The following is a 26,443-nucleotide window of genomic DNA, read 5'->3' on the forward strand; positions in this document are numbered from 1 at the left end:
CCTATTTTATCTGTCAAACTTCTTCAATAAAGCAGGTAAGTAAAATATATCGGTAATTAAGGCTATTGCAACAGTTATAGCACAAAGCAATCCAAAGTCTCTTACAGAAGGTGTTGCGCTAGAGCTTATAATTAAAAACCCTCCAACCAATGCTAGTGTTGTAGAAAATAATGCACTTCCTGTATAGTGCATTGCATTATTCATTCGGGCTTCTGGTTTTCCTTTTATCACTTTACTTCGTTTGTATTTATACACCAAATGTATAGTATCATCCATGGCTATACCCAACATTATAGGCGTTATCATTGCTGTTGAAACATCTAGCGGAATATTTAATAAACTCATAAAAATAGCTAAAATAGCAAGTGGGAGTATATTTGGAATTAATACCAAAAGTGTGGTTCTAATACTTTTTATAAAAAACCACAGGCATAAAAATGCCACAAAAAAAGCTGCAAAAAATGACTTAAATTGTGTTTCTAGAATAAAATGATTGAGTTGAGCAAAAACGACTGCAAATCCGTTAATTTTCAATTGATAATCGTTGGTGTTGAACGTCTCTTGAAAATCATTTTCAATATCTACTAAAAGCTGCTCTAATTGAGATGTTTTAATTTCTTTAAAACTTATGGTTATACCTGCTGAAGTTAAATCTTCTGAAAATAATTTAAAAAAGCTATTATCTTTATTATCAACTGATGCTAACGTGCTTTTTATTTTTTCTTCAGAAACATTCGTTTGAAATAGTACAGGAGAACGTTTTTCTAAAAACCTTTTAATATTCACAACAGATACGGGAGCTGAAATTGTTTTATTTTGCTCCAACTTATTTTGGAAATCTTCAAGATGCTTCATGGCATCTTTGCTTAAAATACTTTGTCCGTTAATTAAGGAAATATCTAGTTGTATTCTAGAACTTCCGTGTAGTTGTGCTTCTACTATTCGTAAGTCTTGTTTTGCTTTTCCTTCTGCTAAAAGATCTAATGAATCTGTATCAATTTTAACTTGAAAAACTGAATACAAGCCATATATCAAAACGATGGTAAAACCAATGATAATACTATTTTTACGTTGGGAAGTTACTCTGTTTATCCAATTAACAAATTTAGTTTGGCTTATACTTTTTATAGACAATACTGGTGTACTGCTTTCAAAATTAAGCGCCATATAACTAAAACCAATAATTGTTATAACGTAAACCAGTATAAAGCTCAACAGTAAGCCTATGCAAGTGAAAATTCCCATATTTTTAAATGCTGGCAATGGCGATAGGTATAATGCAAAATAGCCCACAAACGTTGTAAGCGTTGTGTAAAAACATGGAATGAAACTTTTACGAATTGAAAGTGTAAGTAACTTTACTTTATCTAATCCTTTTTTAGAGAGTCCTTCTTTATGGTAAATATTAATAATGTGTACGGCATCACTAACGCTATAAACCATCAGGATAGTTGGAATAAGCATTGAAATCATGTTTAAGGCATAACCTAAAGAGGTAATAATTCCAAACAATAATGATACAGGAATTGCAACAGATAATAAAGAAACTATTAAATAACGTTTACTTGGTAATAGAAATAAAAGCATTAACGTAATTACTAAAACTGTAAGTACTCCAAAGACTAAGCTCTCTTTATAAATGCCTTTACTATATGCTTCTGCTAAAACAGGTGGGCCTGTTAAATAATAATTAGAATACTCTTTTTCAATAGCATTTCTAATTTCGTTGGCTATGATTTCTCTTTTTTCTTCAATTAAATGTGTAGGGTTTAGTTGAATATAAAAGAATTGATGTTTAAAATCTTTGGTAACAAGTTGTGCAGAGATATTTGGCAGTTTAGACAATAAATTTTTTAAACCTTTTTTACTTCGATTTGTATTATATAAGTCATCAAAGTTTATCTTATTGTTGCCATAAATAGGATACTTTGCTTTAGCTAAGCTAAAAGAGGTTTTTACAAAAGAGAGTGATTCTATATGATCATGAAGCTTATTTAATTTATCTCGCTCTTTAGCTCCAATGGCATTATCAACGGGAAACATTGCTATAAAAATCTCATCAGAACCAAACTCTTCTTGAAAATCTATATATGCTTTATAACTTGGATTGTCTTCTAGAAACCAAATTGTTAAAGAGTTATCAACCCTAAGTTTGTGTAGCGTTTGGTATCCAGCTGCTCCCATAAGAACAGATAGTACTAGAATAATTATAAGCCGAAACCTAATAATGGTTTTTATAACATTTTCTAACTTCTTCATTAAAATAATGTCAAATTCTCTAAATTTTTACTTTAGTTGAGTTATTGTAAAGGTAGTATTTCTAAATTGGATTTGATCTCCGATTGTTTTTGAAATTAATAATTTTGCAATAGGTGTAGATGCAGAAATTGCATAAAAAATAGCATTATCAACCTTGAACTCTCCTGCACTAATTCCAATAAAATAATTAAGATTGGTTGTAAAAACAACACTTCCTAGTCCAACAATTTCTGATGATTTTTCAATGTTTATTTTAGAAAGTGTTTCTTTTACTTTTTGAATTTCAGCCAATTGATTCCCAGATTTTTCACGCTCTAATTGTAGCATAGCACGACCTGTTTCATGTTTGTCTCCAGCACTACTTTTAGTCTCAGAGAGTAAAGATTCTTGTATTTCGTTTATGGTATTTTGAATAGTTTGAAATCGGTTTTCAACAAATTCATAACACTTTTTATATAATTGTTCTTTAATGTTCAAATCTTTTAATCTTTTAAAAATGGATTTCTGTTCTTACAGAAATAACAAGCTTTTACAGCAATTCTACTAAATCTTTTCCAACTAAACTACCAATAGCAACTCCCATACCTCCAAGGCGCACACCGCAATACACATTGTTTGAAAGCTGCTTTACTAAAGGTCTTTTTTGTTCACCAACTCCCATGATCCCAGACCAACGATGTTCTATTTCAATATCAGAAGCTGGAAAGATAGTAGTTTTTAAAAGGTCCTCTAGTTTACTTTGAATTAATTTGGTTTCCTTAAACTCTATAGTTTCCTCGCCTTTAAAATCTAAATGTCGTCCGCCACCTAATAAAATTCTATTATCAATATTTCTAAAATAATAGTAGCCTCTATCTAAATGAAATGCACCTTTTACCTGAAGGTTTTTAATAGGTTTTGTAATAATTACTTGTGCTCTTGCAGGCTTTACTGTTTCATTAATTAATTGTGATGCAAACCCGTTAGTGGCAATTAATAATTTTGAAGCAGTAAATTCGAAATGATTTGTGTTTATTTTTACAGAACTATTTGCCTCAGAATATGATTTAACTACTGTATTATTTAAAATTTTTATGCCTTTTGATTGAACTGATTTTAAAAGTGCATCCATCATTTTTGCAGTATCTATTTGTCCTTCAAATTGATTAAATACATAATTTCCTTTTACATTTTCAAAGTTGAAACTGTTGTTTTTTAAACTAAAAACTTCTGCTTTAAAAATGGGTTTGAGAAATTTATTTATAGCTTCAATTTTTGATAAGCAGTTTTTAAATAATTGTGTATTGTTTTTTAGAAACAACTCGTAGCCTCCTAATTGTTGGTAATCTAGAGCTTTATCTCCTATGGTTTTTCTTAGTAGTTTTAAACCATTTATTCGTTTTAGAAGCAATTCTAAAACTTCTTGTTCTGAATGAAAATTTAAATCATCTATAATTTCACTTAGGCTTCCAAAACAGGCAAATCCAGCATTTTTTGTACTTGCTCCTTGAGGTAAAATGCCTTTTTCTAAAATAATGATTTTGGCTTTAGGAAAACGTTTATGTAATTGTAAAGCACAATTAAGACCAACTATACCACTTCCTACTATGCAGAAATCGACGTTAGTTAACCATGATTTTATTTCCCAGTAAGACAGATTCATAATGCTAATTTACCGCTTTATGTTTGACTGACGTAAATTGCGTTAGGGATTGAAGTGGATAGCCCAACCTCCAGTAGGTAACGCCATAAAAAAACTCCGAATTTTTGCTTTCGGAGTTTTAAATGATTTATTCTTCTTGAGGTTTGATAACAAAGTCTTCCATAAACTTTGTTGTGTAGTTTCCAGCGATATAATCCGGATGATCCATCAATTGCCTGTGGAATGGAATTGTGGTTTTTATACCTTCTATAACAAACTCATCTAGGGCGCGTTTCATTTTACTAATTGCTTCTTCTCTGGTTTGCGCTGTTGTAATTAACTTAGCAATCATAGAATCGTAATTTGGTGGGATAGTGTAACCTGCATAAACATGGGTGTCTAAACGAACACCGTGACCTCCTGGAGCGTGTAATGTTGTGATTTTTCCTGGTGACGGTCTAAAATCGTTATAAGGGTCTTCAGCATTTATTCTACACTCTATTGAGTGTAATTTTGGATTGTAATCTTTACCAGAAATTGGCACACCTGCAGCGACTAAAATTTGCTCTCTGATTAAATCAAAATCAATAACTTGTTCTGTAATAGGATGCTCTACTTGAATACGAGTATTCATTTCCATGAAGTAGAAATTACGGTGCTTATCCACCAAAAACTCTACTGTTCCTGCGCCTTCATATTTAATGTATTCAGCTGCTTTTACTGCTGCAGCCCCCATTTTTTTACGAAGTTCTGGTGTCATAAATGGAGAAGGCACTTCCTCTGTCAACTTTTGATGACGACGTTGTACTGAACAATCTCTTTCTGATAAATGACATGCTTTACCTTTAGAATCTCCAACTATTTGTATTTCAATATGCCTTGGCTCTTCTATAAGTTTTTCCATGTACATATCATCATTACCAAAGGCAGCTTTACTTTCTTGTCTAGCAGAATCCCAAGCATCTTTAAGGTCTTCAGGTTTAAAAACACCTCTCATACCTTTTCCACCACCTCCAGCAGAGGCTTTAAGCATTACTGGATAACCAGCTTCTTCAGCTAGTTTTTTACATTCTTCAAAACTTTCAATAATACCTTCGCTACCAGGAACACATGGTACTCCAGCGGCTTTCATAGTTGCTTTTGCATTAGCCTTATCTCCCATTCTATCAATCATTTCAGCCGAAGCTCCAATGAATTTGATACCATGCTCATCACATATTTGAGAAAATTTAGCATTCTCCGATAAGAACCCATATCCAGGATGAATTGCATCTGCATTTGTAATTTCGGCAGCAGATATTACATTAGACATCTTTAAATAAGAGTCTGCACTTGATGGAGGACCAATACATACAGCTTCGTCTGCAAACTTTACATGTAAACTCTCTGCATCTGCGGTAGAATAAACAGCAACAGTTTTAATGCCCATTTCTTTACAGGTTCTAATTACACGTAGTGCAATTTCACCTCTATTGGCAATCAATATTTTTTTAAACATAAACTCTTCAAATTTTCAAAATTCAAAAAACAAATTCCAATGTAAATTGGATTTTGGAATTTAAAAATTGTGATTTTACATTAAGACGGATCTACTAAGAATAATGGTTGATCGAATTCAACAGGTGAAGAATCATCAACAAGAACCTTAACTATTTTACCTGAAACTTCAGATTCAATTTCATTGAAAAGCTTCATTGCTTCAATAACACAAAGTACATCACCTTCAGCAATAGTTTGACCTACTTCAACAAATAGTGGTTTATCAGGTGAAGGTTTTCTATAGAATGTACCAATTATTGGTGATTTTATAGTAATAAATTTAGAAGTATCGTCTTGAGCTTCTTTGGAAGCTTCAGCAGGGGCAGCAGGTGCTACTGCGGCAGGTGTTGCTGCGACTTGAGTCACTTGAGGTGCAGCTACAGGCGCGTATTGTACTGGTGCTACTCCATCGCTGTCTGATCCTGTTCTGATGGTAATTTTTACATCATCCATCTCTAATTTAACTTCGCTTGCTCCTGATTTAGCTACAAACTTAATTAAGTTTTGAATCTCTTTTATATCCATAATTTAGCTATTGGTTTTAATAGTTAGTTATTAAGAATTATAGGCCCATTTTAAATAAATGGCTCCCCAGTTAAATCCGCCGCCAAAAGCAGCAAATATAATATTATCACCTTTTTTAAGTTGTGATTCGTAATCATTAATAAGTAATGGTAATGTTGCGGAAGTTGTATTTCCGTATTTGTGAATATTAACCATTACTTTTTTATCGTCTAAACTTATACGTTGCGCAGTAGCATCAATTATACGCTTATTTGCTTGATGTGCTGCCAACCAATCTACAGTATCTTTATTTAAATTATTTCGCTCCAAGATTTTAACGGCAGCATCAGCCATATTAAAAACTGCATTTTTAAAAACTGTTCTTCCTTCTTGAAAAGCATAGTGTCCTCCTTTTTCTAAAACTTCAGCAGTTAAAGCATGAGAAGATCCTCCGTAAGTAGCTTGTAGAAATTCACGTCCTGAACCATCGCTTCTCAAGTATTCATCTTGCAACCCTAGATTTTCTGTATTTGGCTCAAATAAAACAGCTCCAGCTCCATCTCCAAAGATGATGCATGTAGCTCTATCTTTGTAATTTATAATCGAAGACATTTTATCTGCTCCAATTAATAGTACATTTTTATATCTCCCAGATTCTATATAAGTTGAAGCTACAGACATACCATACAGAAAACTAGAACATGCCGCATCCATATCAAAAGAAAAAGCATTTACGGCTCCAATTTCAGATGCCGTAAAAGATGCTGTTGAAGCAGCTTTCATATCTGGGGTAGCAGTCGCTACAATTACTAATTCTATATCTTTAGGGTCTAGACCTTTTTTATTTATGAGATCTTGAGCGGCTTTAATAGCAAGGTATGAAGTTCCTTTACCATCGTCTTTTAAAATTCTTCGTTCCTTAATTCCAGTTCTACTTGTAATCCATTCATCATTTGTATCGACCATTGTTTCAAGAATTTGATTGGTTAATACATATTCTGGAACATATGCCCCAACGGCTGTAATTGCAGCTGAAATTTTACTCATACCTTTTTAGTTATTGCAAAAAAATGCTTTAAATGAATCAAAAACATCCAAAATATCACGTAAAATAGGAAATTTTGAATAAATATGATGCAAATTAAGTTGTTTTTATGTTTTAGAAAAAACTTATCATAAAAAAAACGCTCACAAGTGAGCGCTTTTTAATATGCATGCATATTTACTATGCTAAATTTTCTGCTTCAGAGTTGTCAATAAGCACTTGACCTCTGTAGTACAATTTACCTTCGTGCCAATGTGCTCTGTGGTATAAATGAGCTTCTCCTGTTGTTGGGCATGTAGCAATCTGTGGCACAGTTGCTTTATAATGTGTTCTTCTTTTATCTCTTCTTGTTTTCGAGATTTTTCTTTTAGGATGTGCCATTTTTTATATTATTTATCCGTTAATAATTTCTTTAATGTATTCCAACGAGGATCAATTTCCTCATTTGCTTTTTCTTTTTCGCCTTTAGGACTTAATTCTTCAAGTTTTTTGAGAATTTCTGAATCTAGTGTACCATCTTCAATTCCTGGATGTAGCCTTTTTATAGGTACTGCAAGAATTATTAGTTCGTAAATATATTGTTGAACATTAATTTCATATTCGCCGTGTGGAATGATTAGTATATCAATATTTTCATCGTTATACTCATTCCCAAATTTCACCACTAAATCAAATTCATTTTCAATGTTTTGATTGTAAGGCTCGTTAGTTAAATCACAGTTAACATTAACATATCCAGAAATTTTAAAGTGTAATTCTAATAATGTTTCCTTTTTTGTTAAAGCAAGGTTTACATCAATAACTACAGCATTAAAATCTTCATACTCAAAATAATCAAAGAACGTTTGGTTTATTTTATACTCAAAATCATGTGTTGCAACCTTTAATCCCACAAAAGGGATTGTATATTCTTTTAGTGGCTTCATTATCACAACTATTTTGAGCCTGCAAATATATAAATTTTTTACTTACTCCAAATGTGTTATGGTTATTTTTTTACACCTATTTTTCTGGGAGATTTTTTTAATGGATTTGCTGTAAGTTCCTCAAAATCACATCTGTTTTTAAAAATACTGATACCCATAAAAAGTGCTTCTTTAAAAGAGCTTGCATCTGCAATTCCTTTCCCAGCAATTTCATAAGCTGTGCCGTGGTCAGGAGAGGTTCTTACTCGGGTTAAACCAGCTGTAAAATTGACGCCTTGACCAAATGATAATGTTTTAAAAGGTATTAAACCTTGGTCGTGGTAAGATGCTATAATGGCATCAAAATTCTTATAATTATTTGATCCAAAAAAACTATCGGCGGCGTAAGGTCCGTAGACTAACTTGCCTTTTTCTTTTATTTTACTTAAAGTTGGCCTCATAATGTCGTCATCTTCACTTCCAATAACACCATTATCTCCTGTATGAGGATTGATTCCTAAAACCGCTATTTTTGGTTTTACTATTTTAAAATCTTTCCTTAGTGTATTATAAACCGTTTCAATCTTTTGTATGATGAGTTCTTCTGAAATATGGTCTGAAACATCTTTAACAGGAACATGATCTGTTAATAGCCCAACTTTTAAAGTATCTGTTACCATAAACATTAAACTTTCTCCTTCTAATTCTTTTGCTAGATAATCAGTATGTCCTGGAAAAGTAAAAGCTTCTGATTGAATATTGTGTTTGTTTATGGGAGCAGTTACTAAAAGATCTACATGTTTTTCCTTTAAGGCTTTTGTTGCGGCTTGAAGAGACTTCAAAGCATACTCACCAATTTTAGTTTCTTCTTGTCCAAAATTGATGTTTACTGGTTCTTTCCAACAATTAAATACATTTATTTTTCCATGTGCTAGCTGTTTGATATCATGCAAACTATGAAAGTTTATTGAAGACTGAAAATGAGTTTTTAAAAAACTCATCACTTTAACCGAAGCAAAAATAACAGGTGTACAAAATTCAAGAATCCTTAAATCATCAAACGTTTTTAAGATAATTTCGCCACCTATACCATTTAAATCGCCTATAGAAATTCCAACAACAATATTTTCTTGATTCTTCATTAACAATGCTAACTTTTGTTTGTAATTTTGAAGTGCAAATTTAACCAAATAAACGCACAATATTATGTTTACTGGAATTATTGAATCTATTGGGACTGTTACTGAATTAAAAAAAGACCTAAACAATCTACACATCTCTATTAAAAGTACTATTACAGATGAATTAAAAATAGATCAAAGCGTGGCTCACAATGGGGTTTGCTTAACGGTAGTAGAAATTAATAATGATGAATATACGGTTACAGCAATAAAAGAAACATTAGATAAGACCAATTTGAATACACTTGAAATTGGTAGTACAGTAAATTTAGAACGCGCCATGAAATTAGGAGACAGACTTGATGGACACATTGTTCAAGGGCATGTAGATCAAACAGGTATTTGTTCTAACGTTATAAACGAAGATGGCAGCTGGGTTTTTACTTTTGAATATGATAGCTCATTGAATAATATTACTATAGAAAAAGGGTCTATTACAATTAATGGAACGAGTTTAACAGTTGTAAATTCTGGCAATAATAGTTTTAGCGTGGCAATTATACCCTACACATACGAACATACGAACTTTAAAAACTTCAAAAAAGGCACAGAAGTTAATCTAGAATTTGATGTTTTAGGAAAATATGTGACTAGACTAATGGAGTTAAAATAGATACTACAATTCTTTTTACTTGCTAATAGCTTTTTACCACCATACAATAACGCGATAAAAGCACCTATTAAAACACCTCCATCTATTGGAAAACCAAAAGGTGGTGGAGGCAAAGGTGGTGGCGGTTCACTACCTTGTGCAACACAAACAAAACTTATTAATACAAATAAGATTGAGGCAAATATTCTTTTATTTTGTATCATCATTGGGACGCAAATGTATAAAAAAAGAATGACAGCAAAAGAAATACATTAAAAAAACATCTATAAAACGTTAAAAATATTCGATGAAATACATTTTTTGCTAAATTATCATTTCTATTTAAAACGCAATAAATCTTTTTAAAGTATATTAATCCCTTTATTTATACTTAATTACAGGACAAATATAAAAAAGATTTGATGACATGAAAGGCATTAGTCTTAAAATATTAACAAATGATAAGTTAAAAACTACAAAACCTAACGAATAACTTATTTTTTTCTAACTATTGTAGGTTTTGAAAACACAAACCAAACTGAAAGTATTATAGCTACAATAACTCCAATAGACAATGATAATGTGTAATTTAACTTAAAACCTTCAGGTGCTACTAATATATAAGTCGTTACAACAGCTGTCATAAACACAGAAGGAATTAAAATAAACCAATACGATTTACTTTGTTGTTTTACATATACAGCAATTGCCCATAACACGACAGTAGCTAACATTTGGTTCGACCACCCAAAATAGCGCCATACAATAGCAAAATCTATTTGAGTTATTGTTAATGCAATAACAAAAATTGGAATGGTAATAATAAAACGTTTCAGCAATTTTGCTTGATCAAAATCAAATGCATCTGCAATAATAAGTCTAGCACTTCTAAATGCTGTATCTCCTGAAGTAATTGGTGCTGCTACAACTCCGAAAACAGCCAAAATACCGCCGATTTTACCTAATGTGGTATTACAAATAATATTAACTACCCAAGCGGCATTGTGTCCTTCTTCAGCCATTGTAGCTCCAAGTTCTTTTACGCCTCCAAAAAAAGCCATGGCAATTGCAGCCCATATTAGCGCCACAATACCTTCAGTAATCATTGCTCCAAAAAATACTTTTTTCCTTGCTTTTCGTTGGAAATACATCTAGCCATTAACGGAGATTGCGTAGAATGAAATCCTGAAATAGCACCACAAGCAATAGTTATAAATAGTAATGGAAATACTGGATAATTATCTGGATCAGAATGCATATTCTGTAAATTTTGAACTGATAATTCAGGAATTGTATAATCTTGAAAAAGTAATGCAAAAAATAAGCCTATAGCCATAATCAAAAGAGAGGCTCCAAAAAGAGGATATACCTTACCAATCAATTTGTCAATAGGAATCATAGTTGCCAATAAATAATATACAAATATGATAATGACAAGAATAGAAGTCCCCATACCAGTAAGTTCATGCAAAATAGTGGCAGGTCCTTTTACGAAAACCACGCCTACTAAAACAAGTAAGACTACTGAAAAAATACGCATAAAATATTTAATACCTGTACCAAGATATTGGCCAACAATTTCTGGGATACTATCACCACCATGCCTAATGGACAACATGCCCGAAAAATAATCATGAACTGCACCTGCGAATATAGATCCAAAAACAATCCATAAAAAAGCAATTGGACCCCATAATGCGCCTGCAATAGCTCCAAATATTGGACCTAAACCTGCAATGTTTAAAAATTGGATTAAGAAGATTTTACTCAATGGTAATGGAACAAAATCAACACCATCTTCTTTAGATATAGCAGGTGTTATTCTATCTATATCAGCTCCAAATTTTCGTTCTATGTAATTACCGTAAATAAAATATCCAAGGATTAAAATTACAACACAGATTATAAAACTTATCATAGTTTGGTTAAGAAATTAGAGTCTACTTTTGTGTTTTTCGTAAAAAGAATGAAGTTGCTTAGTTTGTTCGACACTTAATTCTTGATTTTTTAAAAACCAATACGAACGGCGTGCAATTAGAAAATCGGCATCTAGTAATTTCAAAGTATTATCAATAACAATTTTTGAGTTAACATTCTTATCTTCCATTAAACCTAAAAAAAGTGAAACTTCTTGAAAAGAGTTTAATATATTCAATTCAGAACTAAACTTATCTAAGTAATCCTTTGGAATATCATGAGAACTTTGTCTTAAAGATTGAATAGCAGCTAATTTTTGTTCTTTTTTACCTTCAAAAAAGATTCTATTTATAGAATAAAGATAAAGCTCTTGTGAAACATACTTTAGGTAGTTAAAAGCTGGTCTTATAACAGTATGGTCTTCTATTAATTTTTTAATAATAGTATCAATAACAGGTTTTGAAAATTCATTTCTATTTTGAAATTCGTTTAATGCTATTTGGAAATAGGTGTTGTTATCATTTAAAACAAACTCTTGAAGTTGTTTAGTTGAAACAGACTTTCCTGTTTGATTTTTAATTTTTGAAACCACATCGCCATTTGCCCAATGCCATATAGTGTAACAAGTTAATGCCGCTCCAGGCACAGTATCTTTTTCATCTAGCTCTAATGCTGTTGCTCCAGAAACAGCATCAACATCATCGTTACCATGTTCATCAGGTACTGTAAGAATTTCATCAATATAAACTTCTTTGAAAGGGGAATTTTCATCAGATAATATGTTTTGAAGTTTTATGTAATCTTGGGTTTCAAATAGATCAGCTTCATATTTTTCTAAAGTATCTCCTTCTGCTAATTCGTATTTCTGATAAACTCCAATATTATTCCAAAACAATTTTACAGGAATAATTTTACAAACTTCTTCTAAACATATTACCGAATAAACATTCATGGTATATTGAATAGGAAGTCCATTTTTATCCTGAATTTCTTCTAAAATTGATTTTACAGGTTCTTTTTCTCCTGGATGATTAATAACAACCTCATGGGATATTGTTTTAAATAATTCTTGATTCGGTATTAATTTATTTATAAAAAAACCGGAATAATCACCCACAAATATGTCCTCAAAAAATATATCATTTGTTAAGCATAACATCTTACTTCAAAGAGTTTAACATCTTTTGTGCCATAAGTGTCTTTAAGGTTAATACGAATGGCGGTTGTTTTAATCTGGTCAAAATTAAATTTAATTAAACGAGTAATGTTTTTTTCCTTTTTATCAAGTTTTATCCAATCTCCATTTATACGTGCTTCAACATCAAGCGATTTTAATAATTCTGGAGGAATTGCTGTAGTATGATACCTTTTAGAAGGTTGTTTACGCATCATAATATTTACTTTTAAATTAGTATCACATTTAACTTCAACTTGCGATAGAGTTATTGGATTTTTCCATTCAAATTGCACGTTTGAATCTAAACCTTCTGAACACCAATGGTTTATTTTACCACCAATATCTCTAGAAATACCATTAATTAAATTATTAACATCTCCAGATTTTGTGGATGATGCAAAAATAAGATTGGCCTTTCTAGCTAAATCTTTTGGGTCTTTTGCAACTTTTTTAGGGATATAAACATCATCACGCATTAACTGTTCTTGTAGCTCCGAAATGTGCTTTTCTGCTACCTCTCGAGGTGAAATATTTTTATTAAGGCATATTGTTGCCGCTGTACCTACTGCTTGCCCCATAAGTGCACATGTGCCTTGTATTCTGGTTGAAGATAAAGCTATATGTGTTAAACTGGCATTACGTCCTGCAAACATCAAATTTTCAATATTTACAGAATATAAACTCCTAAACGGAACTTGATAAATCTCTTTAAATTTATGATGAAAAAAACTAGGTCTGTCACTCAAATTTTCGATACCTCCTGGGTTATGTTCGTCTAATGACCAGCCGCCAAAACCAATGGCATCTTCAAAATTTTTGTGTTCTACTAAATCACGTTCAGACAAGATATAATCGCCAATAAAACGCCTTGATTCTCTTCTACCAGGTAATGAGCCTACCCAATCCAAAGCAAAATTTTCTGAATCTGGAAAATCTCCTGAATTCTTGATGTAATCCCAAACTCCATGAAGATAACCTAATAATTTATGCCTGTTAAATTCCTGAACATCAACAATATCATAGTCACTTCCTAGCTCTACCCACCAGAATCCGTCAATGAATTGTTTTATTTTTCTATCGTGTGCTTTTTCCTTATCATATTTTATTACGAAAGCAGGTGGCTCATACGGCATTGGTCTGCCCATATCTTTTGCTTGCATTAAAATAGAGGCTCCCATTTGCCAACCATCAGGTTTATCAGGAGCAAATGTTTCATTAAATTCGGCTTTACCTTCACGGCCTGTTCTATATAATGCGCCAGCTTTTGAAGCCATCATCCCGTCTCCCGAACAGTCTATAAAAATAGGCGCTTTTATAGTGAATTCTGTTTCAGTTGTTAATTGCCAACATGTAGCAGAAACAATTTTATTGTCTTTCACTTCAGCATCAATAGCTTGTGTATTTAGCATGACTGTTAAGTTAGGTTCACGCGTAACAAAATCATAAACAATATGATCCCAAACTGGATAAGATTCCTGAGCGTTTTTTACCCTATTTTCTATTAGTAACTCTTCAACAATACCTGTTTCACGTTCAGGTTTTCCATCTGGTTTAAGATGGGCAACGCCATTTACTGTTACTCGTATTTCGCTTGATGCATTTCCTCCTAAGCAAGGCCTGTCATTTATTAAAACTGTTTTTGCTCCATTTCTTGCAGATGCCACAGCTGCAGGAATTCCAGCCATACCAGCACCAATAACAACAACATCGTAAGTTGCTGTTTTTTGTCTTAATGGTGTCTTTACTTTTTTGCCAGTACCTAGTTGATGCCAATTGGCTCCATCAGTAGCAGCGTTATTGCTTATTTTTATTTCAGTTAAATCGCCATCAATAGATTTACATGATGCTAATGGCAATACAGCAGTTGTGATTGCAGCCCCTGTAACATTTCTTAAAAATTTTCTTCTTTCCATATTTGTTCGACTTATTTAGTGAAGTTAATATTTACAAATGTGTTGTTTGAGCTTTTTAATTCATTTCATGTATTGCTCAGTAAAAAACTTTAGGTATAGTATGAATTTCAAACAATTTATATTACCATATTCCATTAGCATAGCATCATCAAAATATTAATCAACGCTACTACTTAGGTAAATTCCCTTTCCAACCTTTATTAAACTGTACTATTAATTCTTTAACAATTTCAGGGTTACTATCTGCAACGTTTTTAGTTTCTGTAGGGTCGTTTACATGATCATATAATTCTACAAAAAGAGGTTCTTTTTCAGGGTTCTTATAATCCTTCCAAATAATGATTCTGTATTTATCTGTTCGCATTGCATATCCCATTACATTATTCTCAAATAAATCCCTGTCCCATTTATCTCCTAGCTGTGCTTTTATTTTAGCTTCTTGTTCTTCTATTAATGGTCCGAAAAAAGTTTCACGCATCCCTTGTGATAAAGGATTAGCAGCCCATTCTCTCAATGCTGGGTTTGGAAATTGACTAAATGCTGCTTTTTTCCATGGTTTCTCTGGATTTTCAAGTAAAGGCACAAAACTAGCTCCTTCTAAATGTTCTGGCTGACTTATTCCAGCCAACTCACATAAAGTTGGATACATATCAACTAACTCTACTAGTGCATCTGTCTTTTTTCCTCTATTTGCTTTTGGCATATCTGGTGTCCATATCATTAATGGTACTCGAGTTGCAATTTCATAATTGGTAGCTTTACCCCAAATACCCATATCTCCTAGATGCCATCCGTGATCACTCCAAAGTATTATTATTGTATTCTCTCTAACACCTGCTTCTTCTAATGCGTGAATCATTTTACCAATTTGCGCATCTATGTAACTAACACATGCCAAGTAGGCGTGTTTCAATATTATTGCCATTTCATCATCAATTGGACCCTTTTTTGGAATACCATATCTTGCACGTAATTCAAAAGAAGGATGTAAACCCATTGTTGCAGCGTTTTCTGGGGATTCTGTTTGAGCAGCTAATTTAATTTTTGCAGGATCGTACATGTCCCAATATTTTTTTGGTGCTAACCAGTTTAAATGAGGTTTTTTCATCCCCATACCCAAAAAGAAAGGTTTCTCTGGGTTTTTCTCCAACATATCTTTAAGAGTCACTATAGCTAACTCTGCATTGTATCCATCCTCATAAAACGTATCTGGAACATCTGCTTTTTCATAAGCTGGCCCTTTTCCTAAGCCATTTCTGGGTGCGTTAGGTCCATATTTAGCAATTACCTCTTCTGTAGCCTTTTTTGAAAAAGCTTGATTCTCTGGTAGCGCATATCCACCTGGAGCTTTACTTTTCTTAACGGTCATTTTATTCTGGGCAGGCTTTCTACTCCAAGAATTTTCCATATCAGACCATGCTGGCTTATGAAATATTTTACCAGTATGTACTGTTTCATAACCGTTATTTTTAAAATGTTGAGCTACTGTTATAATTTCTGGATTAGCATCTCTGAAATAAGTAAAGTTCTCTACAACATTAATACTTTCTGGCCGCGCACCTGTCATTAAACTTGCTCTTGAAGGGCTACATATAGGTTCTTGACAATACGCTCTATTGAATAACAAGCCATTAGATGCTAAGGCATCTATATTTGGAGTAATGGCAATTTCTGAGCCGTACGCTCCAAGTTCTGGACGTAAATCGTCGACTGCAAGAAATAAGATGTTTGGTTTTTTCTTTTCTTCTTTTGGTTTTTCTGCGTTTTTGCATCCAAATACAATAAGTGCAGCAAATAGAAAATAATATGGCTTCATTAGTTTATAATTTTTTAATTATTGTGTTGTCAATTTGAGAAATAAAAAGGTTTTATTATTAATCAATTATACCAAATAATATATCGAATTTACCCGTTTTATATGACAAACAATCATTCCCAAATAATTGGTAAAAAAACTGTCATTTCCTTATCGCCTCGATTACTCCAAGTAAAATAGGGAACAAACTGTGTTTGATAAGATTCAAGGTTAGGCTTTTGAACTTCATTGTACATCCCTTTTAAATCATCCTTTCTAATAAGTACTTCGCCTTCTATAGCTGTAACTCCACCCAAAAGATTTGGTTTATAGGTAGCTTTTAGTTCTTCTCCTGAAGATAAATAAGCATCAAAAATATTAGCATCTTTAGGCAAGTCTACAGATTCTAGACAATATACAACGGGGCCTCTTTTTATTGCTACCTGATTTCTAATTTCTTCAATTCTTGGATGCCCCTCTACAAACTTAATTTCCATTGGAAAATCTATTAAAATAACGTCTCCCTTTTTCCATTGGCGAAAAATAACAGCAAAATTACCTGCTTCAACATTTTCAATAAGCTTATTGTTTACGGTAACTTTTGTTCCTTTTGCCCAAGCAGGAATACGTAATAAAATTTCAAAAGGGTCTTTTTTACAGTCTTCAATAGCTATTTTAACCTGTCCTTCCCACGGATAATTTGACTCTTGTTTCAATTTAATTTTTGAACCATCTAATAAGGTAGTTGCTAATAAATTTCCACCGTAAAGATTTACAGAAATACCGTTTTTTGATTTACTGTAAGCCCAAGCTGGCGATTTTGCAATGGTTCTTACCAAATTTGGCGGGCAGCAAAAGCAATTTAAATAAGGTTGACGTTGTGGGAATTCCACATTCATTTTATCATAATTTAAAGCACCTTCAATCTTTCTCAATGGATTTGAGTAATAGTAGTTTTTCCCATCTAAGCTTATTCCCGAAAGCCCACTATTATAGAGCACCAATTCCATAACATCTCCATATTTCCCTTCGCCTTTTATACCGAGCATTCTGTTGTTGAACATAGAGTTGCATATATTAGCACAGGTTTCATTATAGGCGGTTAAATTTGGCATTTGGTATTCAGCCATAAACCCCTCTTCAATTTTATCCTTTCTTGAAGAACGTCCGTAATGTGTTTGCCCCAAAGCACCAGTTACATACATTTTTTTGTTTACAATATTATCCCAAAGTCTATCTAAAGCATCAATTAATGCTTGTTCTCCAGTTTCTGCATAAACATCCGCAGCACCTGCATAATAATACAACGCTAAAACTGCATGCCCAACAGCTTCGGTTTCTTTTCGTAATGCAACACGTTCTTGTACCATATCTCCAATTGGATAACCTCTAGTTGTTGAATCCTCAGACATCTTAGTTTTACCTCGCATATTTATAAATATCTCGGCAAGTTCTAAATACCTTTTGTCTTTGGTAGTTCTATAAAGCTCAACTAAGCCCATAATTTGGGTTTGATTGAATCCAAATCGTTTCAAATGTTCTGGCTGTGGCTGAAACAATCTATACAACATATTGGCATGTTTAATGGCAATTTCCAAGAAATTTGTTTTGCCTGTAACACGATGATGGATGATGGCACTAGTTAATAAATGTCCGCTGTTGTAAAGCTCATGATTTCTTCTGTTTGAGAAAGGTTCTAAATCGTCCCTGATAATTATAGGCGTAGATAAATAACCATCAGGCTGTTGTGCTTTTGCAATGACTTTAATTATTTCATCTAAATCCTCAATAATTTTTTCATCTTTATTAACACCATATAAATAAACTGATGCTTCCATCCATTTATAAAAATCGCCGTCATGCCACGTAAACCCTTTATGTGTTCCTCCCTTTAAGCCTGCTGCTATTTTAAAATTGTTGTAAGCATGACCAATATCTCCTTTTAAAATGGCACCCATATGGGGAATCATTACCTGTTCTGCTTCTTTCCATTTATTTCCCCAAAAGCCATCCGTCCATCTGCAATCGCCTATATCAATACTTTTTAGTTTTACATTAGGACTATTGGTGTTATTTATAACTCCTCTTCCGTCTATTTCAATTTTTTTTACATCAGATTTCTCAACAACTGCACTTCGTTTTTGACCTTGAATACTAATGCATGACAGAAATAAAGAAAAACAACAGATAGTAACTATTAATCTTTTCATAATTAAAAATAAGGGTTAGTAGTGTTCGAATGGATTAAATTAATAAAAATCAATCATTAAAATCCAAATAACATCAAAATAAATACGCCTATCAAGCCTGATAATCCCATGACTAATGATTGTGCTGTAAACGTACGGTACAATATTTTTGGAGGTACATCATGCAGTCGATTAAGCAACCAGAAGAAACTAGAATTGGCATGAAACACACAAAATGAACCGCAACCTATTAGTGCGGCTACGATTGCTGGAGAGACAGGTAAGCTATCTACCATAGGACCTAACATGGATGCGCTTCCTACCAAAGATACAGTAATTGACCCTGTTGACGTTGTTAATATGGCCGCTACAATAAACGGTAATAAAATCCCTAAAAATGGAAACTGTGCAAATACTTCGACTATTTGATCTTGGATTCCTGTTTCACGAATAACATAACCTAAAGAGCCTCCTGCACCAGTTATCATAATAACTAAAGCTGATTTTACTATTGCTTGTTCTACCAATCTATTAGTAGTGCTTTTTTTATCTTTTGATTTAATTTGAAATACTGCTATAACAGCACCTATTAGAACTGCAACTAAAGGAATTGTACAAAAATTAAAAACTTGAATAAGTAAATTTTTGGTTTCGAAAGACAAAAAAGATCCTAATCCAATTAAAACAATAGGGGCAAGTATTGGTAAAACATCATAAAATAAATTCCTTTTTGAAAATTTGTCTCGTTATCAAAGCTGTTTTTTGAATCTGTTATTGACTCCTTTAGTTTTTCATCATATTCAAGCCATGTGTTTTTTACAAAATATAACACCCATAAAATACCACCAGTCATCGCAAAAACAGCTACTATTAAATTGACAGAAAGCATTCTTCCTATGTCTAAACCAAGGGATTCTGCAACTGCTAATGGACCGGGAGTTGGTGGAATTAATGTATGGGCAACCGTAAGTCCTGCTGTTAAGGATAAACCAATAAATAATACAGGACGTTTACTTTTTACAGAAAGTGATTCTACAACAGGTTGTAGTAAAATATAAGCAACATCTACAAAAACTGGAATAGAAACCACATAGCCTGTAAAACCCATTGCCCAAGGCAACTTTTTTTCACCAAGCCATTTTATAATACGATTTGCTATTCGAAATGCACCTCCTGTTTCTTGAAGCACTTCACCAATGAAAGCCCCAAGAATAATAATTATGGCAATACCTCTTAATGTACCACTAAAGCCTTCTAAAAGAACTTGTACACTTTTCTCTCCACCCATTCCTAATGCTAAAGATAAAGCTAAAGCTGTCAGGATTAGAGCTATAAAAGGGTGCACTTTCCATTTTGAAATTGAAAATATCAATAACAAAAGGAAGAACAACAGTATAGACAAGCTTAATACCATAAATTTTACATACTACCCATTTACTTCGTTAACAATACGTTTACAAGCATCAAAATAGATACCAACATCTACTGCATAAGATATGTATTTCACACCTAAATCTATCCATTGTTTAGCAGATTCTGGACTTTCAACAAAAGTTCCAACTACTTTACCTAGAGGAGCGGCTTTCTCAACTATTTCTTTCATTTGAGAAATAACCTTTGGATGATTCACCTGCCCGGGAACCCCACAAGATTGAGACATATCATATGGCCCAATAAAAATAACATCAATACCATCCACAGCTAGAATTTCATCAATGTTATTAAAAGCAATATTTCCTTCAATGTGAATAATTGTACCTGTAGTTTTATTAGCATTGCCAAAGTAATTTTCTTTAGGCATTGATGCATAGTCTGCAGCTCTAACGTATCTACAAACACCTCTAGCGCCTTCAGGATAGAATTTAGCTGCTTTAACAACACGTTCTGCATCTGCCGCTGTTTCAATTTGTGGCACTTGAACGTAATCTGCACCAATATCCAATGCTTTAGAAATCATATTTTCGTTGATTTCTGGCACTCTAATTACAGGTGTAATACCTTTTGCTTGTGCTGCTCTTACATGTCCTTGTACTGTTTGGATAGTATTAGGACCATGCTCTAAATCTATAATTACAAAATCGAAGCCAGCGAAGGCTGCAACTTCCACTAAAGCAGGATCACTTACTTTCATAAACGGCCCTACGACAAAATCTTTATTTTCAAATAAACTCATATAGTTTCTTATTTTATTTCTGCTAAGCTATAAAATCTTTATTATTTTCTTTGAAGTTTTTCTTGTATCTCTTCTAAAGAAAGTCCTTTAGTCTCTAAAAGGTATTTGTATAAAATAATAACACCTACAAGTACAATACCTGCGTAAATTATAAAAGTTGTGGTTGCACCAAAGTGTTCCATTTCCAAAGGAAATAAGTATTGAACTAACGCACTAACTGTACTAGAAATCAACGCAAATAAAGGTATTGCTACGCCACGATTAGAAATTGGGAAAATCTCCGAAAGTAGCACCCACATAATTGGTCCTATTGAAAAATTAAACGCTGCAATAAAAGTTAAAATACTCAGTAATATTAACATTGCATTCATGTTTGCAGTTTCCTTAAAAATTACACCCGAGTTGTCACGTGCAGACTCTACGCCTAGAATTTCAGCTAAAGAATTTTTAAATTCAATATCACTATTAAATTCTTTCCCAACTATTGCATTTAACTTTTCTATATTTGGAATATCTTTCATTTTAACCATAGCATCTTCAGTTACTTCGTATGTTGCTTGTTTAAAGCCGTAAGAAACAGTAGATATACTTATAATAATTAAAATTAAGCCACCAAGTACTAATGGTCTACGACCGAATCTGTCAATTAAAGATAATGATATCAAAGTAGCTACCAAACCAATTACACCAATCCAAATGGTGCTAGAAAATGCTGCATCTGTCCCTAAACCTAACTGCTCAAACATGGTAGGTGCATAAATCATAACAGCGTTCATACCTGTAAATTGCTGAACTACCGCTAGTGTTAACGCTATAATTAGTACGATTCTTGTTTTACTACTGAAAATCTCTTTTAATTGACCAATTGTTGAAGAACCCTTGGCTTCTGAATTTTCTACACTCTCAATCATTTGTTGAACTTGTACCTCAACTTTATCTTCTGGATATACTTTTCCTAACGATCTTTTTGCTTCATCAGTTCTACCTTTATAGATTAACCAAGCTGGACTTTTTGGAATTAAAAACAATAAGAAAAACCACAGCACAGCAGGAACTATCTCTATGCCTAACATCCAACGCCAGCCGGTTTCAGCTAAATTCAAATCTAATACCCATTGCGCATCAGATCCCATTTTTTGTAAAATCCAATAATTTATTAAATAGGCCGAAGTAAAACCAACGCCCATATTTATTTGTAGCATAGAAACCATTTTACCTCTTTGCTCTGCAGGCGCGACTTCCCCAATATACATAGAAGCTAAAGTAACAGAGCTAAAAGCTAATCCACCTAAAAACCTAAACCAAAATAATGATAAAAATGACGGAGCAAAAGCAGAACCAACTGCAGAAATAATATAAAATAATGCTATGATTTGAAGTGTAAGTTTTCTTCCAATTTTATTGGCTAAAAAAGCAGTTAGTGGTAATGCAATTAAAACCCCAATACCTGGAGCTGAACCAATTAAACCAACTTGTGAAGCCGTTAAATTAAATTCTTGTGTGATAAATTTAAATCCCCCTGAAATTAATACAGCATCTAAACCAAAGACAAACGACCCTAAAGCTACTATGATAGAATATAAAAACGCATTTTTTGTGTATTTGTTCATTTTATTATTAGTGTTAAGTTAGTTTTTAATATTATGATGGGTTACTTCCCAATTTTTATGGTTTTATTTAGTGTTGAAATTGTTTTTTCAGCTGTTTCTCCATTCGTCCAAGTGACTTTTACTTTTACAGATGAAGTATTTACACTCAAACCGAAGTGTACTAAGTTATTAAAGCTTAGTGAGTATTGCGCTCCTGTTGCACCAACTCTTCTGGTTTGTTTTAATTTACCAGACGATAATGTTACTAATGCGCCTAAAGCCGTTGCTTTTCCTGATGGCGAATTACCAATATTAACAACTACATAATTATTACTATTTGCTGATGCAAATGTGTTTTTAAACAAATGCCATTTACCGCGCTCGTTACCTAAAACAACATCTACTTTACCATCGTTATTATAGTCTAATCTTTCAACTGCCATACCTATACCTCCTAATTCCGCTGAAATCATGTTATGCCCTTTTATTCTTTTGAATGTAGCATTTCCATTGTTTAAATAAACAATTGTTTCAAGCCCATTCACTAAATTTCCTCTAGGAACAACTAAAATATCTTGAAACCCATTATTATCAAAATCAGCAATTGTAGCTGCCATTGAATGTTCTTCAAACAACATGTTAGCCTTTTTAGAAGCATTATGGAACTTTTTCCCTTTGTTTTCTAATAATACATCTTTAAGACCTTCTGGATGATCGTATTTTGGATAATTTTTTACACCGTGTACTATTCCAGTTGCAGGTGCCCATAAAAAACCTGAAATTCTCCATTTTTGATTTCCTATATAGCCAATATACCAGCCTTTCTTTTCTTTGTAATTTGCATTATCAGGAAAACCTAGCGCGTCACTTACAACCAATTTTATGTCTTTTCCAGAATGTGTTTCTCCAGGGAATTCATAATCGTAAGAAGCTTCTCCAATATAATACGTATCATTATTTGGCCATTGCGATTGGAAATTTTCCATTTGCAAAATATCACCAACTTCTAAATCATCTATTTTTAATTCGCCTCTTTTAGTAAAAAAACCAAATGTTTTAGTTTCCTTATCATAAAACGTTTCTCCAATTTTAAATTCTAATCCTCTTGTAAAATACAAATCAAAATCGCCATCATTATCATAATCAATTTCGGCAACCCCTGTTACCTCATCTATATCATGAGGTAATACCTTTTTTGTAACATCTTCAAAAGTAAAACCTTTACCACCTTGATACATGATAACATTCTCATGACCATACATAACAATGTCGAAAATATTGTCACCATTAAAATCTGTTACTAAAACTTTTTGGCCATTAACTTTACTTGCTGGAAGTGTGGAATTTAAAATTAACTCACCATTTCCATTGTTTTCATAAATATAATTCTCTGTAGCACCCTTTTTTGCTCCATCAGGAAATGCAAAATTTAATAAATCTAAATCTCCATCATTATCTATATCAATAAAATCAACTGTTCTACCCCTCATTAAAGCCAATGGTTCTTTGAAATCTCCCATTGGAATAAAATCTCTACCAACTACACGATACATTTTAGAGTTTCTAGCATTACTGCCTGAGCCTCCACCTCTGGACATTATAACTTCAAGATTACCATCAAAATCTATATCTCCAACAGAAACACCATGTAAATCTCCCATGATAATATCATAAGGTTTTGCAAATTTTCCTTTGTTGTTCCAACATACTTGAATACCAAAACCGTGGTCGTTTATTAATAAATCTAAATACCCATCTTTATCTAAATCAGCAACTACGGGAGCATCCCATTTTCTTAGGTTTTTATCTTGCCTAGGAAATTCTTTAAAAACTTCTTTAAATGCATTTGATTTGGCTATTTGTGCATTAACAGTAATATTAAAGCATAAAAAGCTAAAACATACAAAAGAAAAAAGTGTAAAGGGTTTATTATTCATTATCGTTAGTTTTTATTTGAATATTTTTTAATGATATAAAACAAAAACGCCCAAAACATAATTTGTATTGGGCGTTTTACATTTAATTATTCCAAATTACCGGAATAAATACTGTCATTTCTGCTTGACCTCTATTACTCCATGCAAAATATGGGACTAATTGTGTTTTATGTGATTTTAAAACAGGTTTAGTTACTGCTTGATACATCTCATTATTTTTATCCTCTCTTAGCAATAACTCTGTATTTACAACTGTTACACCGCCTAAGAAATCTTCTTTATGTTCAGCTTGCAACTCAGCATCACCTTTAATATAAACATCTAGAATAGAGGTCCCCTCTGGTAAATCTGGAGACTCAATACAGTATACAATAGGCCCTCTTTTAACAGCAATTTGGTTTCTTACTTCTTCAATTCTATTATGCCCCTCTAAACGTGTTACTTCCATAGGCATATCTAACACTATAATATCTCCTGCGTTCCAAGTACGTTTAATTGTTGCAAATGTACCAGGAACAACATCAACTCCAACTGCTACTCCATTTACTTTTAACGTACTACCAACAGCCCATTTAGGAATTCTAACTTTAATATCAAAAGCTGAATCTTTACATTCATCAACTGTGATTTTAACTAATCCTTTCCATGGATATTCAGTATCCTGAGATAGTTTTATTTTAGAACCATCCAACATGGTTGTTTCTAAATTATTGCCTCCAAATAAAACAACAGCTACTCCATTTTCAGATAAGTTATACGCCCATCCTGAACTTTTACATATAGTCCTTACTAGGTTTGGAGGACAACAGAAACACTCTAAATAAGGTTGTCTTACAGGACTTTCCGTTACATCATCATGCGAATCATAATTTCTAGAATTATTCACCATTCTTAATGGATTAGAATAGAAATAATCTTTCCCTTCTATACTTATTCCAGATAATCCACTATTATACAGTACTAATTCAATGATATCAGCATATCTTGATTCTTCTTTAATTCCCATCATTCTGCTACTAAACATAGCATTACAAAGGTTTGCACAAGTTTCGTTATATGCTGTCATATTTGGCATCATATAAGCATCAATGAACCCTTCTTCAATCATATCTAAACTTGTAGACGCACCATAGTGAGCTTGTCCAACTGCACCTGTAACATACATTTTCTTGCCTGTTACATTCTCCCATAACTTATCTAATGCATCAAGAAGTGCTTTTTCTCCAGTTTCAGCATATACATCCGCTGCACCTGCGTAATAATATAAAGCTAATACTGCATGCCCTACTGCTTCCTCTGATTCTCTAAAAGGAGTTCTTTCTTGAACCATATCTCCAATTGGATAACCTTCTGTAGTTGAGTGATGTTCTATTTTAAAAGTTCCTCTTCTATTGATGAACTTTTCAGCAAGTTTTAAATACCTCTTGTCATTAACAGTTCTGTACAACTCTACTAATCCCATAATTTGAGTTTGATTAAACCCAAAACGTTGGTAATGTGTTGTATCAGGCATAAAATAAGCGACTAACAAGTCTGCTTGTTTAATAGCAATATCTAAGAAATTACGTTGACCTGTTAAACGAAAATGAACACTAGCTGCAATAAACAAATGCCCATAATTGTACATTTCATGGTACTTTCTATTTGAAAATCGTTCAGCGCCTTCTGTAATCTGAATGTGAGTATGAATATACCCATCCTCTTCTTGAGCTTTACCAATCCATTCAATGTATTCATCTAGTTCTTTTAATAAGGCGTCTTCTTTAGTTAAAGCATAGATGTACATTTTGGCTTCCATGAATTTAAAAAAGTCGCCATCATGCCAATAAAATCCTTTGTGCTCCCCTTCTTTTTCTCCTGCTGCAATTTTGAAATTGTTTAATCCGTGCCCAACATCTCCACAAAGAACATCTCCCATATAAGGAAGCATTCTGTCTCCTGCTGCTTTTACTTTATCTGCCCAAAAACCAGAATTCCATTTACAATCTCCAAAATTGATGCTTTTTAATTTTACAAACGGACTTTCCGAAGTGTTTGTTATTGCTTTTTTATGAATGCTCATTAGTTATATAATTTGTATTATGTTGTTCTGTAATCAATGCGAAAG

22 protein-coding genes are annotated in these 26,443 nt (G+C 32.8%); 1 reads left to right on the forward strand and 21 read right to left on the reverse strand.

Translation table 11 applies throughout. The features are described from left to right. Nucleotides 1–6 precede the first annotated feature (6 nt). From AC0L5U_RS13525 to pdxA, 9 genes are all read right to left on the reverse strand, one after another. The gene (locus AC0L5U_RS13525; protein ID WP_473416937.1) at nt 7–2,259 is read right to left on the reverse strand and encodes an efflux RND transporter permease subunit; all 2,253 of its coding nucleotides are present in this window, start codon (nt 2,257–2,259) and stop codon (nt 7–9) included. A 27-nt stretch (nt 2,260–2,286) separates the two neighbouring features. Next, nucleotides 2,287–2,736, reverse strand: a complete 450-nt coding sequence (locus AC0L5U_RS13530) for a 3-oxoacyl-ACP synthase (protein WP_473416938.1) — start codon at nt 2,734–2,736, stop codon at nt 2,287–2,289. A gap of 52 nt (nt 2,737–2,788) precedes the next feature. Next, a complete protein-coding gene (locus tag AC0L5U_RS13535) occupies nt 2,789–3,901 on the reverse strand; it encodes an NAD(P)/FAD-dependent oxidoreductase (protein WP_473416939.1) in 1,113 nt (370 codons plus the stop codon). A gap of 127 nt (nt 3,902–4,028) precedes the next feature. After that, nucleotides 4,029–5,378, reverse strand: a complete 1,350-nt coding sequence (gene accC, locus AC0L5U_RS13540) for an acetyl-CoA carboxylase biotin carboxylase subunit (protein ID WP_473416940.1) — start codon at nt 5,376–5,378, stop codon at nt 4,029–4,031. A gap of 80 nt (nt 5,379–5,458) precedes the next feature. Continuing rightward, nucleotides 5,459–5,944: an acetyl-CoA carboxylase biotin carboxyl carrier protein gene (gene accB, locus AC0L5U_RS13545; RefSeq protein ID WP_473416941.1), complete on the reverse strand. Its 486-nt coding sequence runs from the start codon at nt 5,942–5,944 to the stop codon at nt 5,459–5,461. 30 nt (nt 5,945–5,974) lie between these two features. Continuing rightward, on the reverse strand, nt 5,975–6,970 hold the full coding sequence (locus AC0L5U_RS13550; protein WP_473416942.1) for a beta-ketoacyl-ACP synthase III: 996 nt from the start codon (nt 6,968–6,970) through the stop codon (nt 5,975–5,977). Nucleotides 6,971–7,148: 178 nt separating this feature from the next. Further along, on the reverse strand, nt 7,149–7,349 hold the full coding sequence (gene rpmF, locus AC0L5U_RS13555; RefSeq protein ID WP_473416943.1) for a 50S ribosomal protein L32: 201 nt from the start codon (nt 7,347–7,349) through the stop codon (nt 7,149–7,151). Nucleotides 7,350–7,357: 8 nt separating this feature from the next. Next, nucleotides 7,358–7,894, reverse strand: a complete 537-nt coding sequence (locus AC0L5U_RS13560) for a YceD family protein (protein WP_473416944.1) — start codon at nt 7,892–7,894, stop codon at nt 7,358–7,360. Between the two features lie 62 nt (nt 7,895–7,956). After that, a complete protein-coding gene (gene pdxA / locus AC0L5U_RS13565; RefSeq protein ID WP_473416945.1) occupies nt 7,957–9,015 on the reverse strand; it encodes a 4-hydroxythreonine-4-phosphate dehydrogenase PdxA in 1,059 nt (352 codons plus the stop codon). A 64-nt stretch (nt 9,016–9,079) separates the two neighbouring features. Between pdxA and AC0L5U_RS13570 the strand changes: the two genes are divergently transcribed. Next, entirely contained in the window at nt 9,080–9,667 is a 588-nt protein-coding gene (locus tag AC0L5U_RS13570; RefSeq protein WP_473416946.1) for a riboflavin synthase, read from the forward strand. 473 nt (nt 9,668–10,140) lie between these two features. Here AC0L5U_RS13570 and AC0L5U_RS13575 read toward each other — a convergent pair whose 3' ends face one another. The 12 genes from AC0L5U_RS13575 to AC0L5U_RS13630 form a co-directional block, all read right to left on the reverse strand. Continuing rightward, a complete protein-coding gene (locus AC0L5U_RS13575; RefSeq protein WP_473416947.1) occupies nt 10,141–10,752 on the reverse strand; it encodes a carbon starvation CstA family protein in 612 nt (203 codons plus the stop codon). Continuing rightward, nucleotides 10,749–11,564, reverse strand: a complete 816-nt coding sequence (locus tag AC0L5U_RS13580) for a carbon starvation CstA family protein (protein WP_473416948.1) — start codon at nt 11,562–11,564, stop codon at nt 10,749–10,751. Before AC0L5U_RS13580 ends, AC0L5U_RS13575 begins: the two co-directional genes overlap by 4 nt. 15 nt (nt 11,565–11,579) lie before the next feature. Then, on the reverse strand, nt 11,580–12,680 hold the full coding sequence (locus AC0L5U_RS13585) for a hypothetical protein (protein ID WP_473416949.1): 1,101 nt from the start codon (nt 12,678–12,680) through the stop codon (nt 11,580–11,582). Between the two features lie 29 nt (nt 12,681–12,709). Continuing rightward, nucleotides 12,710–14,653: an FAD-dependent oxidoreductase gene (locus tag AC0L5U_RS13590; RefSeq protein WP_473416950.1), complete on the reverse strand. Its 1,944-nt coding sequence runs from the start codon at nt 14,651–14,653 to the stop codon at nt 12,710–12,712. 169 nt (nt 14,654–14,822) lie between these two features. Beyond that, on the reverse strand, nt 14,823–16,469 hold the full coding sequence (locus tag AC0L5U_RS13595) for a sulfatase (RefSeq protein ID WP_473416951.1): 1,647 nt from the start codon (nt 16,467–16,469) through the stop codon (nt 14,823–14,825). A 113-nt stretch (nt 16,470–16,582) separates the two neighbouring features. After that, complete coding sequence (locus AC0L5U_RS13600; RefSeq protein ID WP_473416952.1) at nt 16,583–18,658, reverse strand: glycoside hydrolase family 127 protein; 2,076 nt, start codon at nt 18,656–18,658, stop codon at nt 16,583–16,585. A gap of 56 nt (nt 18,659–18,714) precedes the next feature. Then, the gene (locus AC0L5U_RS13605; protein ID WP_473418294.1) at nt 18,715–19,338 is read right to left on the reverse strand and encodes a GntP family permease; all 624 of its coding nucleotides are present in this window, start codon (nt 19,336–19,338) and stop codon (nt 18,715–18,717) included. Continuing rightward, complete coding sequence (locus AC0L5U_RS13610) at nt 19,317–20,051, reverse strand: GntP family permease (RefSeq protein ID WP_473416953.1); 735 nt, start codon at nt 20,049–20,051, stop codon at nt 19,317–19,319. Before AC0L5U_RS13610 ends, AC0L5U_RS13605 begins: the two co-directional genes overlap by 22 nt. Nucleotides 20,052–20,063: 12 nt before the next feature. Next, the gene (locus AC0L5U_RS13615) at nt 20,064–20,810 is read right to left on the reverse strand and encodes an HpcH/HpaI aldolase family protein (RefSeq protein ID WP_473416954.1); all 747 of its coding nucleotides are present in this window, start codon (nt 20,808–20,810) and stop codon (nt 20,064–20,066) included. Between the two features lie 41 nt (nt 20,811–20,851). Then, on the reverse strand, nt 20,852–22,420 hold the full coding sequence (locus AC0L5U_RS13620) for an MFS transporter (RefSeq protein ID WP_473416955.1): 1,569 nt from the start codon (nt 22,418–22,420) through the stop codon (nt 20,852–20,854). Between the two features lie 41 nt (nt 22,421–22,461). Then, nucleotides 22,462–24,336: a CRTAC1 family protein gene (locus AC0L5U_RS13625; protein ID WP_473416958.1), complete on the reverse strand. Its 1,875-nt coding sequence runs from the start codon at nt 24,334–24,336 to the stop codon at nt 22,462–22,464. An 82-nt stretch (nt 24,337–24,418) separates the two neighbouring features. After that, on the reverse strand, nt 24,419–26,398 hold the full coding sequence (locus tag AC0L5U_RS13630; RefSeq protein ID WP_473416959.1) for a glycoside hydrolase family 127 protein: 1,980 nt from the start codon (nt 26,396–26,398) through the stop codon (nt 24,419–24,421). Between the last annotated feature and the right edge of the window lie 45 nt (nt 26,399–26,443).

The sequence above is a fragment of the Jejuia sp. G7-7 genome (assembly GCF_055808955.1).

Coding starts and splice junctions, on each gene's coding strand:
- AC0L5U_RS13590 (WP_473416950.1), bottom strand. CDS start 14,653: ATGGAAAGAAGAAAATTTTTAAGAAATGTTACAGGGGCTGCAATCACA.
- AC0L5U_RS13620 (WP_473416955.1), bottom strand. CDS start 22,420: ATGAACAAATACACAAAAAATGCGTTTTTATATTCTATCATAGTAGCT.
- rpmF (WP_473416943.1), bottom strand. CDS start 7,349: ATGGCACATCCTAAAAGAAAAATCTCGAAAACAAGAAGAGATAAAAGA.
- pdxA (WP_473416945.1), bottom strand. CDS start 9,015: ATGAAGAATCAAGAAAATATTGTTGTTGGAATTTCTATAGGCGATTTA.
- AC0L5U_RS13610 (WP_473416953.1), bottom strand. CDS start 20,051: ATGGTATTAAGCTTGTCTATACTGTTGTTCTTCCTTTTGTTATTGATA.
- AC0L5U_RS13595 (WP_473416951.1), bottom strand. CDS start 16,469: ATGAAGCCATATTATTTTCTATTTGCTGCACTTATTGTATTTGGATGC.
- AC0L5U_RS13630 (WP_473416959.1), bottom strand. CDS start 26,398: ATGAGCATTCATAAAAAAGCAATAACAAACACTTCGGAAAGTCCGTTT.
- accC (WP_473416940.1), bottom strand. CDS start 5,378: ATGTTTAAAAAAATATTGATTGCCAATAGAGGTGAAATTGCACTACGT.
- AC0L5U_RS13560 (WP_473416944.1), bottom strand. CDS start 7,894: ATGAAGCCACTAAAAGAATATACAATCCCTTTTGTGGGATTAAAGGTT.
- AC0L5U_RS13615 (WP_473416954.1), bottom strand. CDS start 20,810: ATGAGTTTATTTGAAAATAAAGATTTTGTCGTAGGGCCGTTTATGAAA.
- AC0L5U_RS13575 (WP_473416947.1), bottom strand. CDS start 10,752: ATGATTACTGAAGGTATTGTGGCGCTAATATGGGCTGCAATTGCCATG.
- AC0L5U_RS13525 (WP_473416937.1), bottom strand. CDS start 2,259: ATGAAGAAGTTAGAAAATGTTATAAAAACCATTATTAGGTTTCGGCTT.
- AC0L5U_RS13535 (WP_473416939.1), bottom strand. CDS start 3,901: ATGAATCTGTCTTACTGGGAAATAAAATCATGGTTAACTAACGTCGAT.
- AC0L5U_RS13580 (WP_473416948.1), bottom strand. CDS start 11,564: ATGATAAGTTTTATAATCTGTGTTGTAATTTTAATCCTTGGATATTTT.
- AC0L5U_RS13570 (WP_473416946.1), top strand. CDS start 9,080: ATGTTTACTGGAATTATTGAATCTATTGGGACTGTTACTGAATTAAAA.
- AC0L5U_RS13600 (WP_473416952.1), bottom strand. CDS start 18,658: ATGAAAAGATTAATAGTTACTATCTGTTGTTTTTCTTTATTTCTGTCA.
- accB (WP_473416941.1), bottom strand. CDS start 5,944: ATGGATATAAAAGAGATTCAAAACTTAATTAAGTTTGTAGCTAAATCA.
- AC0L5U_RS13550 (WP_473416942.1), bottom strand. CDS start 6,970: ATGAGTAAAATTTCAGCTGCAATTACAGCCGTTGGGGCATATGTTCCA.
- AC0L5U_RS13625 (WP_473416958.1), bottom strand. CDS start 24,336: ATGAATAATAAACCCTTTACACTTTTTTCTTTTGTATGTTTTAGCTTT.